This window comes from Synechococcus sp. CS-1326 (assembly GCF_025128115.1).
GTDB lineage: Bacteria > Cyanobacteriota > Cyanobacteriia > PCC-6307 > Cyanobiaceae > Regnicoccus.
The window spans coordinates 14602-27989 of record NZ_JAHLYV010000017.1; the positions used below are offsets into that span (position 1 = coordinate 14602).

Annotated in this window: 13 protein-coding genes; 2 read left to right on the forward strand and 11 right to left on the reverse strand. The window is 65.1% G+C overall.

Going from position 1 to position 13388, the window contains the following annotated elements:
• The 10 genes from galE to KQ307_RS06460 all read right to left on the reverse strand — a co-directional run bounded on the left by galE (position 1) and on the right by KQ307_RS06460 (position 11991).
• Positions 1-1029: a UDP-glucose 4-epimerase GalE gene (galE, locus tag KQ307_RS06415; RefSeq protein WP_259727354.1), complete on the reverse strand. Its 1029-nt coding sequence runs from the start codon at positions 1027-1029 to the stop codon at positions 1-3.
• A 13-nt stretch (positions 1030-1042) separates the two neighbouring features.
• Positions 1043-3181, reverse strand: coding sequence for a transglutaminase family protein (locus KQ307_RS06420; protein ID WP_259727355.1), 2139 nt, complete (start codon positions 3179-3181; stop codon positions 1043-1045).
• Position 3182: 1 nt separating this feature from the next.
• Positions 3183-5636 (reverse strand): glycogen/starch/alpha-glucan phosphorylase, encoded by a 2454-nt coding sequence (locus tag KQ307_RS06425; RefSeq protein ID WP_259727356.1) that lies wholly within the window; start codon positions 5634-5636, stop codon positions 3183-3185.
• Positions 5637-5767: 131 nt separating this feature from the next.
• Positions 5768-6658 carry a transglutaminase family protein gene (locus KQ307_RS06430; RefSeq protein WP_259727357.1) on the reverse strand — a complete coding sequence of 297 codons (891 nt, stop codon included), beginning with the start codon at positions 6656-6658 and terminating at the stop codon, positions 5768-5770.
• Positions 6643-7698, reverse strand: a complete 1056-nt coding sequence (locus KQ307_RS06435) for an alpha-E domain-containing protein (RefSeq protein WP_259702379.1) — start codon at positions 7696-7698, stop codon at positions 6643-6645. The genes KQ307_RS06430 and KQ307_RS06435 overlap by 16 nt, the downstream gene beginning before the upstream one ends.
• Positions 7692-9131 carry a circularly permuted type 2 ATP-grasp protein gene (locus tag KQ307_RS06440; protein WP_259727358.1) on the reverse strand — a complete coding sequence of 480 codons (1440 nt, stop codon included), beginning with the start codon at positions 9129-9131 and terminating at the stop codon, positions 7692-7694. Before KQ307_RS06440 ends, KQ307_RS06435 begins: the two co-directional genes overlap by 7 nt.
• A 106-nt stretch (positions 9132-9237) precedes the next feature.
• Positions 9238-10959 carry an urease subunit alpha gene (gene ureC, locus KQ307_RS06445; protein WP_259702377.1) on the reverse strand — a complete coding sequence of 574 codons (1722 nt, stop codon included), beginning with the start codon at positions 10957-10959 and terminating at the stop codon, positions 9238-9240.
• A gap of 37 nt (positions 10960-10996) precedes the next feature.
• Positions 10997-11314, reverse strand: a complete 318-nt coding sequence (locus tag KQ307_RS06450) for an urease subunit beta (RefSeq protein WP_259727359.1) — start codon at positions 11312-11314, stop codon at positions 10997-10999.
• 22 nt (positions 11315-11336) lie between these two features.
• On the reverse strand, positions 11337-11639 hold the full coding sequence (locus KQ307_RS06455) for an urease subunit gamma (RefSeq protein ID WP_259702375.1): 303 nt from the start codon (positions 11637-11639) through the stop codon (positions 11337-11339).
• Between the two features lie 172 nt (positions 11640-11811).
• Positions 11812-11991, reverse strand: coding sequence for a hypothetical protein (locus tag KQ307_RS06460; RefSeq protein WP_259727360.1), 180 nt, complete (start codon positions 11989-11991; stop codon positions 11812-11814).
• A gap of 204 nt (positions 11992-12195) precedes the next feature.
• Here KQ307_RS06460 and KQ307_RS06465 point away from each other — a divergent pair, with 204 nt between their 5' ends.
• Together KQ307_RS06465 and KQ307_RS06470 are read left to right on the forward strand one after the other, a co-directional pair.
• Positions 12196-12339, forward strand: a complete 144-nt coding sequence (locus KQ307_RS06465) for a high light inducible protein (RefSeq protein WP_259702373.1) — start codon at positions 12196-12198, stop codon at positions 12337-12339.
• A 177-nt stretch (positions 12340-12516) separates the two neighbouring features.
• On the forward strand, positions 12517-12753 hold the full coding sequence (locus KQ307_RS06470) for a chlorophyll a/b-binding protein (protein ID WP_259727361.1): 237 nt from the start codon (positions 12517-12519) through the stop codon (positions 12751-12753).
• 104 nt (positions 12754-12857) lie between these two features.
• Here the strand turns inward: KQ307_RS06470 and KQ307_RS06475 are convergent, their stop codons facing one another.
• Entirely contained in the window at positions 12858-12995 is a 138-nt protein-coding gene (locus tag KQ307_RS06475; protein WP_259727362.1) for a hypothetical protein, read from the reverse strand.
• Positions 12996-13388 lie beyond the last annotated feature (393 nt).

The window sequence follows — 13388 nt, forward strand, 5'->3', positions numbered from 1 at the left end:
TCAATAGCCGCTGGGATTGGCCTGCTGCCAGGCCCAGCCATCCCGGCAGATCTCATCAAGTCCCCGGCTGGTGCACCAACCCAGCCGCTGCCGGGCCAGGCCGGGATCCGCCACGGTGATCGCCACATCCCCGGGCCGGCGCTCAACCAGCTGGTGGGCGATCGGATGACCGCAGGCCCGCTCGAAGGCCTGCACCACCTCCAGCACGGAATGCCCCTGCCCACTGCCGAGGTTGAGGGTGAGCTGCTGGGGCGGCGCGGCGAGCAGCACGTCGAGGGCGGCGCGGTGGCCTTCGGCCAGATCCAGCACATGGATGTAATCCCGCACCCCGGTGCCATCCGGGGTGGGCCAGTCGTGGCCGAACACCTGCAGCTGCGGCCGCCTGCCCACCGCCACCTGGGTGAGAAAGGGAAACAGGTTGTTCGGGATGCCATCGGGGTCCTCACCGATCCGGCCACTGGGATGGGCTCCGACCGGGTTGAAGTAACGCAGGCAGGCGATGCGCCAGCCCGGTTCACTGGCGGCCAGATCAGCCAGCATCCGCTCCACGGCAGCCTTGGTGTGGCCGTAGGGATTCACCGGTGCGAGCGGGGCCGTTTCGGCGATCGGCACCTGATCGGGCAGGCCATAGAGGGTGGCACTGCTGCTGAACACGATCGTGCGGCAACCGGCGGCAGCCATCGCCGCCAGCAGCTGACGGCTGCCGGCGACATTGACGTCCCAGTAGCGGAGTGGATCGGCCACCGATTCCCCGACGGCCTTGAGCCCGGCAAAATGCAGCACCGCATCGATCGGCGCAGCGCCGCCGAAGGCACGAGCCAGGTCGGCCGGGTTGCGGAGATCCCCTTCAATCAGGTTGAGCCGCTGCCCCGCTGCGGGCCCGGCCAGCTCGACGACACGACGCAAGGCCTCCGGGGAACTGTTCGAAAAATCATCGAGCACCACCAGGCGATGGCCGGCCTCCAGCAGCACCAGAGCGGTGTGACTGCCGATGAAACCGGCGCCTCCAGTGATCAGCAGGGTGGGCATCACGAAGCCTGGGTCAACCAAGGCGCAGATCGAGCGTCCGGCCGCCGGCGGGCGGAGCACACCAGTCGGGACGCTCGAGGCTCCAGGCCCCATCCAGCTCAGCGGTGGAGCCGGCCACAGGCACCATCTCCCCATCTCCACCATCGAACTGGAACCTGGCTACCGGCTCCACATCGGCCGGCTGACGAAACGCCGGGCTGGTTTCGATCACCAGCTGCAGCGGCAGGTGGGGATCGATGCAGGGGTGCAGGGATGGGTAGAGGCTGGTCTGGCGATAACGGAGCCCCAGCCAGCCGTCGCCGAGCGGCAGAAGCCCACCGTTGAGGCGAAGGCGGTGGCACTCGAGAAACGCCTGGTTGGCCCTGATCTCAAGACGTTGCAGGGAACTGTCCACGAAGCGGCTGGTGCTGCCCCCCTGAACCGGCGTGTCGCACAGCAGGGGCCAGGGCTCGAGGGCCTGGCGAATCTCCAGGCAGGCATCATCCCATTGCCAGTCGAGCAGGAGGGGAAAACGCCATTCCCAGATCTGGCGATACGGTTCCGCCTCGATGTCGAGGCCGTCGGCCTGGAGCAGGGTGAGCACCTGCTCCAGATCAGACCACAGGGCCGCAGGCAGCTGGAGCTCATCCGCCAGCCGCTCAGCGAAGGCTTCCAGGCTGGTGGGGCGATGGGAGGGCTCCAGCAGGTAGGCGGCCAGGCAACTCCAGAGCAGGGCGATCGCCGCGGTCCATTCAGGCCGGGGCAGGCTTTCGATCGCCCGGAATTCGATCAGCCCCTGGCAGCCGCCGCCCCAGGCAGGGTTCCAGAACTTGTCGAAGCTGATCTCGCTGCGGTGGGTGTTGCCGCTGCGATCGGCATGGATGTGACGCAGCGTCTCGCTGATCAACAGCCGCTGGTCGCCCTCCGGCAAGGCCTCGATGGCGGCATGGGCAAGGTTCAGATCGAGGCGGCTGGCGCTGCCCTCGTCCAGGCGCGGCGACTGGGAAGCCGGACCGACCGAACGGTTGCCGAACAGATAGGAGAGGCTCGGGTGATGCTGCCAGAAGCGCAGGATCCCCACCAACCAGCCCGGCCGGCAGAAGAATGGATTGGCCTCCAGGCTCGGTCCCCCCCAGAGCAGATGGTTGCCGCCGCCGGTCCCTTCGACCCGGTTGGCGTTCTGCTTCCAGGAACGCAGCCCGACCAGCTCACCGACTTCATCGAGGGTGTGGATCCAGCCGGCGTAGGCGATCCAGCTGTGGCAAACGGGCAGATTCACCTCCAGCACGCCGGGATCGGCGGTGAGCCCGAGCACCTGCCAGTGGCCATCGACATCGATCGGCAGCACTCCGCTCAGGTCGGGGCGGCTCCAACCGGCACTGGCGGCGGCGATCAGCTCAAGCAGTTGCTGCAGGGGCTGCCGGGCCAGGGGGGGCAGGAAGAGGCTCCAGCCGTCGTCGGCGATTTCCAGGGTAAGCACCTGACGCAGCACGCCCTCGGGGAAGACCTGCAGGGGCAGGCGCAGGCCGGCCGGACCTGCGGCAGGCAGCAGCTCCCGCAGGGGCTTGGCGAGTGGCCACTCGGCTGCCTGCCATCCAGAGGGTCCATCGGCTGAATCCGGCTCGCCCAGGTGGCAGAGCGGCACGGCCCAGACCCGGTGGTCGGGTGCGAGCGGATCGCGCAGCTTGAGCGGATGAAGGGGGCAGCCGAGCGCATCGCCGATCGCCGCAAGAAAATCAGCGGCCCGTTTGCCCGGCAGCGGCTTGGCCTTCTTCAGCTTCCTGGGACGGCCGGCGGCCGGCGAGGACGGCGGATCACCATCCTGGGGCCAGAGGACCACGGGATGGCCATCGGGCCCGGTGATCAGCCGCAGCGCCCAGCGAGGGTTGACCTCACCGTCGTAACGCTTGCCGGGGCAGTACATCAAGGTGCTGCCCGGCCAGACCCGACGCTGCAGCTCCAGCGCCAACGCCCTGGCATAGCTGAGCTTGGTGGGTCCATCGGCCGCGACGGTCCACTCGGCGCCCACCGGCTCGAAGGGCACATAGGTGGGCTCGCCACCGAGGGTGAGGCGGATGCCGGCCGCCTGCAGCCGGGCTTCCGCCTCTGCCGCCGTGGCCAACATCCAGTCGCTGGTCTGGGGCATGAGGGGAGCCAGGTCCGACACCACCATCTCAGCTTTCGCCCCTCGGAGCGGAAGGAAGCAGGGTGCAGGCATTGATCGGCACCGGTTTCACCTTCCAGATCCGCTCCGCATACTCAGCGATCGAGCGATCAGAGGAGAAGAAGCCACAACGGGCGCAGTTGAGCAAGGACATCCGACTCCAGCTGGCACTGTTCTGCCAGGCCTCATCCACCGCACTCTGGGCGCGGCGGTAATCGCCGATATCCGCCATGACCCGGAACGGATCCTGGGTGCAGAGGTTGGCGAGCAGGGGATGGAAGAGCTCCCGGTCGCCTTCACTGAAGTGACCCGAGCCGATCAGATCGATCGCTTCCCGGGCGATCGGATCACTTTCCAGCCAGGGCATCGGATGGTAGCCGTGCCGGTTGAGGGCCTCGATCTGCTCGGCGGTGTGGCCGAACAGGAAGAAGTTCTCATGGCCGACCAGATCGCGGATCTCCACGTTGGCGCCATCGAGGGTGCCGATCGTGACGGCACCATTGAGAGCCATCTTCATGTTGCCGGTGCCGGAAGCCTCCTTGCCGGCGGTGGAGATCTGCTCGGAGAGGTCGACGGCGGGATAGACCTTCTGGCCGAGGCTGACACTGAAATTGGGCAGGAACACCACCCGCATCCGCCCATCCATGGCCGGATCCATGTTGACGATCTCGGCGATGCCGTTGATCAGACGAATGATCAGCTTGGCCATCGCATAGCCGGGAGCCGCCTTGCCTCCGAAGATGTAGGTGCGGGGTGGGAGGTCTTCGCCATTGCGCAGCCGCAGATAGCGCTCAACGATCTGCAGGGCCGCCAGGTGCTGGCGCTTGTACTCATGGATGCGCTTCACCTGCACATCGAACAGGGAGGACGGGTCCACCAGCACGCCCAGCTGCTGGTGGATCACCGTGGCCAGCCGCTGCTTGCCCTGATCCCGAACCGAGCGCCAGCCCTCCAGGAAGGCGCTGTCGCCGGCGAAGGATTCGAGCCGCTGCAGTTCGGAGAGATCACGGCGCCAGGTGCTGCCGATCGCTTCATCCAGATAGCTGGCCAGCGGCGGGTTGGCCACGGCGATCCAGCGCCTCGGCGTCACCCCGTTGGTGACGTTGGTGAACCGGTCGGGCCAGAGAGCCGCAAACTCGGGAAACAGCTGGGTGCGGACCAGATCGCTGTGCAGGGCCGCCACCCCGTTCACCCGCTGGCTGCCGACCACGGCCAGATTGGCCATGCGCACCTTGCGATGGGGCCCTTCCTCGATCAGCGACATCCGCTCCAGCAGGTCTGGATGGCCGGGATAGCGGATGCGCACCATGCGCAGGAACCGGGAATTGATCTCGTAGATGATCTCCAGCTGGCGGGGCAGGAGCCGGGCAAACAGGTCCACCCCCCAGGTTTCCAGCGCCTCGGGCAGCAGGGTGTGGTTGGTGTAGCTGATCGCCGCAGTGGTGATCGTCCAGGCCATGTCCCAGTCGATGCCGTGGTCGTCGATCAGCAGGCGCATCAGCTCGGCCACGGCAATCGCCGGGTGGGTGTCGTTGAGCTGAACGGCGAACTTGGTGTGGAACTCGGTGACCGCCAGCCCCTGTCCTTTGAGGATGCGGAACATGTCCTGCAGGCTGCAGCTCACGAAGAAGATCTGCTGGCTCAGCCGCAGCTGCTTGCCCTGCTCCATCTCATCGTTGGGATAGAGCACCTTCGAGAGCGTTTCCGACTGCATCTTCTGAAGCACGGCCCGGGTGTAATCACCGGCGTTGAAGGAAGCGAAATCAAACGACTCCGGTGCCTGCGCCGACCAGAGCCGCAGGGTGTTGGCGGTGTGCACCCCATAGCCGAGGATCGGTGTGTCGTAGGCCACCCCCATCACGGTGTGGTCGCCGATCTTGACCGGGTAGGTCCACTCCGGCCGGATCACTTCCCAGGGGTTCCCCTGGGCCAGCCACGGGTCGGTGCTCTCCACCTGATTGCCGCAGCGGATCTGCTGGCGGAAGATGCCGAACTCGTAGCGGATGCCATAGCCGATCGCCGGGAGTTCGAGGCTGGCCATCGACTCCTGGAAGCAGGCCGCCAGGCGGCCGAGGCCGCCGTTGCCCAGGCCAGGCTCCGGCTCCTCCTCGATCAGCTCCTGCAGGTCGAGGCCCAGTTCGGTGCAGGCGGCCTGGGCGGCCTCCCTCAGACCGAGATTGACCAGATTGTTCTCGAGGTGGGGACCGAGCAGGTATTCGGCGGAGAGGTAGGCGACGGTGCGGACGTGGGCCTCGGTGTAGGCCTCGGCGGTATCGACCCAGTTGTGCAGAAGCTGATCGCGGACGGCCAGGGCGAGGCAGCGGTAGAAATCGTGGGTGGTGGCCAGGGAGGCGGACTTGGCCTGGCTGGAGAAGAGGTGGTGGCGCATCCCTTCGGCCAGGTCGTGCCCATCCGAAGGACCGGCGGCAGCACGGTCGGTGGGAGGGGCGCTGGTCGTTGCCATGGAGCGATACCGAACGTCATTGACCTTCATGGTGCGGGACCTTGCCCTGACGCTGCTCCAACGGTTACCGATTCCTGTTGATGCAGGGTCTCCCTGACAGTTGCCCGGCCGGGCGCTCTCCAGGCCGGCGCTCAGAAATGGAGCAGATCCGGCACGGCCGGGACCTCGCTGAGCACCTCGGCCTCGATCGCCCAGCTCAGCTCGCTCTCCACTCCCGGCGGCCCACTGAACGAGCCCGAAACAGCGGCGGTGAGGCTTGGCTTCGAGGAGGTGGCCAGGGGGATGTAGCGGTCATCGACGGCGCCGATGCCGCTGGGATCGAAGCCTCGCCAGCCTGCCCCGGGCAGGTAGACCTCCGCCCAGGCATGCAGGTCGTAGCGATCCGGCTTGGGCTCCAACAGGTGGTAGCCGCTCACGAAACGCGCCGGCAGGCCGACACAGCGAGACGCCTCGATCATCAGCACCGCCAGATCCCGGCAGGAGCCCACCCGCTCCTTGAGGGTGCGGCCCGCCGGCCAGGCAGGCCCGGCATGGCGCTGGGTGTACTTGACCCGGTCCTGGATCATCTCCACCAGGTTCTGAAGGAACATCAAGGCGCGTTGGTCGCTGCCCATCAAGGCTTCCTGGGCCAGCTCGACGGCGGCAGGCTCGTGTTGGCCGTTGGGCAGCCAACCCTCCAGGCTGCCCATCAGATCGCCGTTCAGGTGGCCCACTGGATACGGAAGTTCCGGTTCGTTCTGGGCCAGGCAGACCTCAAGCAGGGGCGCCACCTGGGTTTCCACATGGCTGATCGCCTGGATCTCAAGGGAATCGGTGAAACCGAAGAAATTGGCACGGAGGATGTCGTCGCCACTGGCGGCGATCAGGGGATGGAGCCGATGGGGATCCGGCGAAAAGCTCAGATCAAAGCTCAGCAGCCTCTGAAAGCCGTGGGCACGGGGCTTGAGACAGAGGCGATGGGCTCCCAGCTGGACCGGTTCGCTGTAGCGATAGGTGAGGGTGTGCCTTATGCGGGCGCGCATGCCTGGGACGTGGGAGCGATGGGAAGGGTGGTGTCCTGAGTAGCGGCCTGATCGGCTCCATCAATGGGATGGATGCAGGCGGTCGGCCCGGGTGCCGGTTGGCTGGTGATGAAGTAGCGCTCCTCGATCTGCGCGTGCAGGGTGTTCAGGTCGGTCTGGAAGTGGTCGATCGCTTCATGAAGGCCGCGATTGACCAGATCATCGATGCGCACGAAGCTCCAGTTGGCCAGCATGAGCCCGGCGAGGCATTCCAGATCATCGGGAGGCCCCGGCACCGGGTTGCTGCGGATCACCCTCAGGGATTTGTTGATGCCCTCCAGGCAGTAGCGCACCGAACGGGGGAAGATCGGATCCAGCAACAGGAAGGCCGCCACCGCCTTGGGGGCGATCGCCTTCTGCTGGGACTGCCGGAACATCTGATAGGCCCCGGCACTGCGCAGCAGCGATATCCACTGCAGTTCATCGAGGACCCCACCCACCTCCTCGGAGCTGGGCAGCAGCAGAAAGTACTTCACGTCCAGGATGCGGCTGCTCTTGTCGGCTCGCTCCACCAATCGCCCCAGCTTGCTGAACTGCCAGGACAGATCACGGCTGAGGGTGGCATCGGTGATGCCATAAAACAGCTGACAGGCGTAGCGAATCTCATGGAGCTGCTCCTGGGCGGGCTGTTGCCAGAAGCGATCACTCTCATGAACGGTGAGATAGATCTCATTGAGCTGCTCCCACATCTCGGTGGTGATCACCTCGCGGATCTGGCGGGCATTTTCCCGTGCCGACGCGATGCAGTTGACGATGCTGCTGGGGTTCTCAGGATGGTTGACCAGGAACCGCACCACATCGGTGGGCAGACCATCGGGGCAGAGAACATCGAACAGTTCCCGATCGCCGCTGGCATCGATCAGGGGCAGCCAGGGCTCGGCGCTGCCAGGCGGGCAGTCGAGGGCCATGGCCTCGCTCACTTCCAGAAACCGGGAGAGGTTCTCAGCCCGCTCGATGTAGCGGTTGATCCAGTAGAGCGAATCGGCGACGCGACTCAGCATGGGGATTCATCCACGATCCAGGTGTCCTTGCAGCCACCGCCCTGGGACGAATTCACCACCAGGGAACCCCGTCGGAGGGCGACGCGGGTGAGGCCACCCGGGCTCACCCAGGCGCCCTTGCCCCGCAGCACATAGGGTCTCAAGTCGACGTGGCACGGATAGAGCTCACCTTCGCTCAGGGAGGGCACCGTCGAGAGCTCCAGGGTGGGTTGAGCAATGAAATTTCTTGGATCCGCCTTGATCTTGGCGGCGAAGCTGAGGATCTCGTCGGGCTGGGCATGGGGACCGATCAGCATGCCGTAGCCGCCGGCCTCGCCCACCGCCTTGACAACCAGATCCTTGAGATGGGCCAGGACGTAGGCCTGGTCCTCGGCCCGGGCGCAGATGTAGGTGGGCACGTTCTCGATGATCGGTTCCTCCGCCAGGTAGTAGCGGATCATGTCCGGCACATAGGCGTAGATCAGCTTGTCATCGGCAACGCCGGTGCCCGGAGCATTGGCGATCGCCACCCGGCCGGCGCGGTAGGCCTCCATCAGGCCCCGCACGCCGAGCATCGAATCGCTGCGGAACACATCCGGATCGAGGAAGTCGTCGTCGATGCGGCGATAGATCACATCAACCGCCTCCAGGCCCGCGGTGCTGCGCATCCACACCCGGTTGCCCTCGCAGACCAGGTCGCGTCCCTCGACCAGCTGGATGCCCATCTGCTGGGCCAGGTAGCTGTGCTCGAAGTAGGCGCTGTTGAACACCCCGGGGGTGAGCAGCACCACCTTGGGGCTGTCGGTCCAGGGGGCCAGCTCCCTCAGGGCCTGAAGCAGGTGGGAGGGATAGTCGTCAATCGGCTGAACGGTGCGCCCGGCGAACAGGCTCGGGAACATCCGCTTCATCACGCGGCGATTTTCGAGGAAGTAAGCCACCCCGGACGGGCAACGCAGGTTGTCCTCCAACACCCGCCAGGTGCCCTGGCCATCGCGGATCAGATCCAGCCCGGACACGTGGCACCAACGGCCGAGGGGAGGCTTGAACCCCCGCATCTGGGGCCGCCAGCCATGGGAGCTCTCGACATCCTCGCGGGGCACCACCCCGTCATCGAGGATTTTCTGATCGCCATAGACATCGGCCAGGAAGTGATCAATCGCTTCCAGGCGTTGAATCAAGCCGAGCTCAAGGCGCTGCCAGTCGCCGGCGCGGATCAGCCTGGGCAACGGATCGAAGGGGAGAATCCGCTCGCCTCCCTCTTCACCGGAGCCGTTGAGCCGAAAAGTGGCACCGAGCCGTTTGAGCAGCAGGCCGGCGGCCACATGGCTGCGGTTGATCTCCTCGATGCCCAGCTGGCCGAGGGAAGAGAGCAGGGGGCGGAGGGCGGAGCGGGGCTCGGAAGCGGCGTTGAAGTACTCGTCGTAACCCTTACGCGGATGGTATTCGGTGAACATCAGGGCACGCTCAAGCTGGAATCGATCATGAAGAGCGTGGTTGACAGCTCCGGTGATCGTTGCTACCGATTCAAAGCGCCTTGTGGCTGGGGGCGGGGCCCTGTCTTCAGAGCAGGAAATAGAGCTGCGCCATCGGCAGCACCTCGGCCGGCTCGCAGGTCATGAGTTCGCCGTCGGCGAACACCTCATAGGTCTGCGGGTCCACCTCCACCACCGGCAGGGCGTTGTTGTTGCGCATCTCGGCCTTGCCGATGGCGCGGGTGTTCACCACCGGCACACAGGGCCGCTTCAGGCCCAGCTTCCGGGGCAGGTCATCGTCGAGGGCGGCCTGGCTCAGGAAGGTGAGGCAGCTGGGGGCGAGGGCGCCGCCGTAGGCGGCGAACATCGGCCGGCCGTGCACCGGCCCGGGGGTGGGAATCGAGGCGTTGGCATCACCCATCTGGGCCCAGACAATGGAGCCCCCCTTGACCACCAGCTCCGGCTTCACGCCGAAGAAGCCCGGTTTCCAGAGCACCAGATCGGCCAGTTTGCCCACTTCCACCGAGCCGATCTGGCTGTCGAGGCCGTGGGCGATCGCCGGATTGATCGTGACCTTGGCGATGTAACGCTTGATCCGGGTGTTGTCGTTGCGCCCCCCACATGAAGCGGCGTCCTCCGGCAGGCTGCCGCGCTGCACCTTCATCTTGTGGGCGGTCTGGAAGGTGCGGGTGATCACCTCGCCCACCCGGCCCATCGCCTGGGAATCACTGGCGATGATCGAGAAGGCGCCCAGGTCGTGAAGGATGTCCTCGGCGGCGATCGTCTCGCGGCGGATGCGCGATTCGGCGAAGGCCACGTCTTCGGGGATGGCGGGATCGAGGTGGTGGCACACCATCAGCATGTCGAGGTGTTCCTCGAGCGTGTTGCGGGTGTAGGGGCGGGTGGGGTTGGTGGAGCTGGGCAGCACATTGGCCTCGCCGCAGATCCGGATGATGTCGGGGGCGTGGCCGCCGCCGGCCCCTTCGGTGTGGAAGGTGTGGATGGTGCGGCCACCGATGGCGCGGATCGTGTCCTCCACGAAGCCCGCCTCATTGAGCGTGTCGGAGTGGATGCAGACCTGCACGTCGTACTTGTCGGCCACGGTGAGGCAGCAATCGATCGCCGCCGGGGTGGTGCCCCAGTCTTCGTGGAGCTTGAGGCCGCAGGCCCCGGCGCGGATCTGCTCTTCGATCGCCGCCGGGGTGCTGGCGTTGCCCTTGCCGTAGAAGCCCAGGTTCACCGGCAACCCCTCGGCCGCCTGCAGCATGCGGGCCAGGTGAAAGGCGCCGGGGGTGCAGGTGGTGGCGTTAGTGCCGGTGGCCGGGCCGGTGCCGCCGCCCAGCAGGGTGGTCACACCGCTGGCGATGGCGGTTTCGATCTGCTGCGGGCAGATGAAGTGGATGTGGGTGTCGATGCCGCCGGCGGTGAGGATGTGGCCCTCACCGGCAATCGCCTCGGTGCCGGGACCCACCACGATCGTCACCCCATCGGTGATGTCGGGGTTGCCCGCCTTGCCGATCGCGCAGATGCGGCCGTCACGCAGGCCCACATCCGCCTTGACGATCCCCCACCAATCCACGATCAGGGCGTTGGTGATCACCGTGTCCACCGCCCCTTCGGCCCGGGAGGTCTGGGCCTGGCCCATGCCGTCGCGGATCACCTTGCCGCCGCCGAACTTCACCTCCTCGCCGTAGGTGGTGAAATCCTTCTCCACCTCCAGGATCAGCTCGGTGTCGGCCAGCCGCAGCCGGTCACCGGTGGTGGGTCCATAGGTTTCGGCGTAGGCCCGACGATCCATCCGATAGGGCATGGCTCTGCTGCGGAAAGGGTTGAGGGAGGACTGGCGGTCAGTCGAGGGGACCGTTCACCAGGCCGTTGAAACCGAACACCTGGCGGCGACCGGCCAGCGGCACCAGGTGCACCTCCCGCTCATCGCCCGGTTCAAAGCGAATCGCCGTGCCGGCAGGGATGTCGAGGCGCTGGCCGCGGGCGCTGTCACGGTCGAACACCAGCGCCGCATTGGCTTCATAGAAGTGGAAGTGGGAGCCCACCTGAACCGGGCGGTCGCCGCGGTTGGCCACGTTGAGTGTGGTGACAGGGCGGCCGGCGTTGAGTTCGTGGCTGCCGGGCTCCGGCAGCAGCTCGCCAGGGATGAGATAAGACATGCAGGCGGGGTGATCAGGGGGATCAGCGGATCGGATCGTGCAGGGTGACGAGCTTGGTGCCATCGGGGAAGGTGGCCTCCATCTGCACCTCACCGATCAGCTCGGGAACCCCTTCCATCACCTGATCACGGCGGAGCCAGGTGCTGCCCTCGCGCATGAGTTCAGCCACGGTCTTGCCATCCCGGGCACCCTCGAGCACCTGAAAACTCAACCAGGCCACCGATTCGGGGTGATTCAGGCGGAGGCCCCGCAGCAAGCGCCGCTCCGCCAGCAGGGCGGCCGTGACGATCAGGAGCTTGTCCTTCTCCTGAGGAGTGAGATGCATGGCAAGGGATAGGCCCGAATCACTCTGGCAGTGGCCAGGCTCCGGGGCAGGTTCATCAGGAACCTTCGGCTGCCCCCCGCGATGGCGGCTACGGCCAGGTCGCCTGATCAGTTCCCTGCCACCGGTCTCTCTTGCCAGTGCCTGGGCCAGCTACGTCGAGCCGGCCGGGGCCTCAGCGAAGGCCGGTCATCGAGGCGTTGATCTTGCTGAGGTGAATGCCGAGATAGGCAGCTTCATGGCTGAGGGCCATTTTCATGCGGCTGTTTCCGGCGGCCGAAGCGGCGGTGTAACGAACGAGCAGGGAGTCCCGAAGGGCTTGATCGCGGGCAGGACTGGTGGAGACTTGGGCCATGGACAGGGGTGGGCAGGCGCGGGAAAAGGGCCGCTGAACAATGCTAGACACTTTTCGCGAGAAAAAACGATGAGCCGTCTGTAGCCGATCACACAAAAAGCGTCAGCGATCCCTGACCTTGGCCGGCGCCAAAAATCGGCTCACCCCTGAGATCCGGCCCCCCGTTACAATCTGTTACAGTTCTGTGATCCCGCTGAAACCGCCATGGCTGATTCTTCCCCCCGCTACGGATTTGTTGCTTTTGCCGAAACCTGGAATGGTCGCCTGGCCATGCTCGGCTTTGTGATCGGTGTGGCCACGGAGCTGCTCACCGGCCAGGGCATCCTCACCCAGATCGGCCTGGGCTGACGCCATGACCACCGACTACAGCACCGCGATCACCGCTGTTTTCCTGCTTGTGGTGGTGCTCACCGGGATGGTGGCCTTCGTGTTCTCACGCCCCACTGATCAGTCGTCCCGGTCTTGAAGCACCTCCGCAGCAGTTGATCTTCACCACTCCCTCTGACATTCCCTCCCCCAAAAGCCATGACAACAACTCCATCTCGCAACAATCAAATCCAGGATCTTGCCGCTCAGGAGGTGCACCTTGAGCAGCTCAAGAGGGCTGAGCTGTTCAACGGCCGTGCCGCCATGCTCGGCATTGTGATCGGAATCATCATGGAAGGATTGACTGGAGCCAGCATCATTCACCAGATCGGGCTTGGTCCCCTGGTGGATGGCTTCACCACCTGCCACACCCAGTTTCTGCCCTTCTGCTTCTGAAGCCTCCGGGTCTGAGTGAATACCCCCTAGCCTCCCGGGTTTTGCCTGGGGGGTTTGTTATGGCGTGGGCAGACAGCCAATCAGTTGATCAGGCTGACGAGGATTCAGGCATCACGGATGGTGAGGTTGTCATGCACCGCCTTGGCATCGATCAGATTGTTGAGGGCAAGGGTGGTGTTGGGGCTCAGCAGAGTGGCGATGCGGGTGCCGGCGGCGCTGATGATGGACAGATCAACAACCAACAGACGGACGGGGCTACGTTGGTGACTTGAATGGAGATGGCGCTGGCGCATCAATGCATCCATTTGGCAGGACCATCACCGCGAAGCTGGCTGGATTGATTTTCGCCGCACTTGCCGTTAGCTCCTGCTCGTGGAAGCCAGATGCTGTCCGGTCAAGAGTTCCATCGTCTGATGCCATTCGTTCGCAACCGATATTCGTGGTAAGGCATGGATGGCATACGGGCCTTGTGATTCCAGCTCATGATCTGAATCAAGGGCACCTCGAAAAATCAACGTCGCTCCCTGACAGACTTTAAAATAAGCAATAGAATTGGTTCAGTTCAACACAGCTGAATGGGACAGCGTGGATTCTGGGATGAGGAGAAGCGCATCCACAGGCTTCAGCAGAAGAAG

Bases quoted from the DNA above. Each gene is read 5' to 3' on its own strand.
- KQ307_RS06460 (WP_259727360.1), bottom strand. From the start codon at position 11,991: ATGGCCCAAGTCTCCACCAGTCCTGCCCGCGATCAAGCCCTTCGGGAC.
- KQ307_RS06430 (WP_259727357.1), bottom strand. From the start codon at position 6,658: ATGCGCGCCCGCATAAGGCACACCCTCACCTATCGCTACAGCGAACCG.
- KQ307_RS06455 (WP_259702375.1), bottom strand. From the start codon at position 11,639: ATGCATCTCACTCCTCAGGAGAAGGACAAGCTCCTGATCGTCACGGCC.
- KQ307_RS06435 (WP_259702379.1), bottom strand. From the start codon at position 7,698: ATGCTGAGTCGCGTCGCCGATTCGCTCTACTGGATCAACCGCTACATC.
- KQ307_RS06450 (WP_259727359.1), bottom strand. From the start codon at position 11,314: ATGTCTTATCTCATCCCTGGCGAGCTGCTGCCGGAGCCCGGCAGCCAC.
- KQ307_RS06420 (WP_259727355.1), bottom strand. From the start codon at position 3,181: ATGGTGGTGTCGGACCTGGCTCCCCTCATGCCCCAGACCAGCGACTGG.
- KQ307_RS06440 (WP_259727358.1), bottom strand. From the start codon at position 9,131: ATGTTCACCGAATACCATCCGCGTAAGGGTTACGACGAGTACTTCAAC.
- KQ307_RS06465 (WP_259702373.1), top strand. From the start codon at position 12,196: ATGGCTGATTCTTCCCCCCGCTACGGATTTGTTGCTTTTGCCGAAACC.
- KQ307_RS06470 (WP_259727361.1), top strand. From the start codon at position 12,517: ATGACAACAACTCCATCTCGCAACAATCAAATCCAGGATCTTGCCGCT.
- KQ307_RS06425 (WP_259727356.1), bottom strand. From the start codon at position 5,636: ATGGCAACGACCAGCGCCCCTCCCACCGACCGTGCTGCCGCCGGTCCT.
- ureC (WP_259702377.1), bottom strand. From the start codon at position 10,959: ATGCCCTATCGGATGGATCGTCGGGCCTACGCCGAAACCTATGGACCC.
- galE (WP_259727354.1), bottom strand. From the start codon at position 1,029: ATGCCCACCCTGCTGATCACTGGAGGCGCCGGTTTCATCGGCAGTCAC.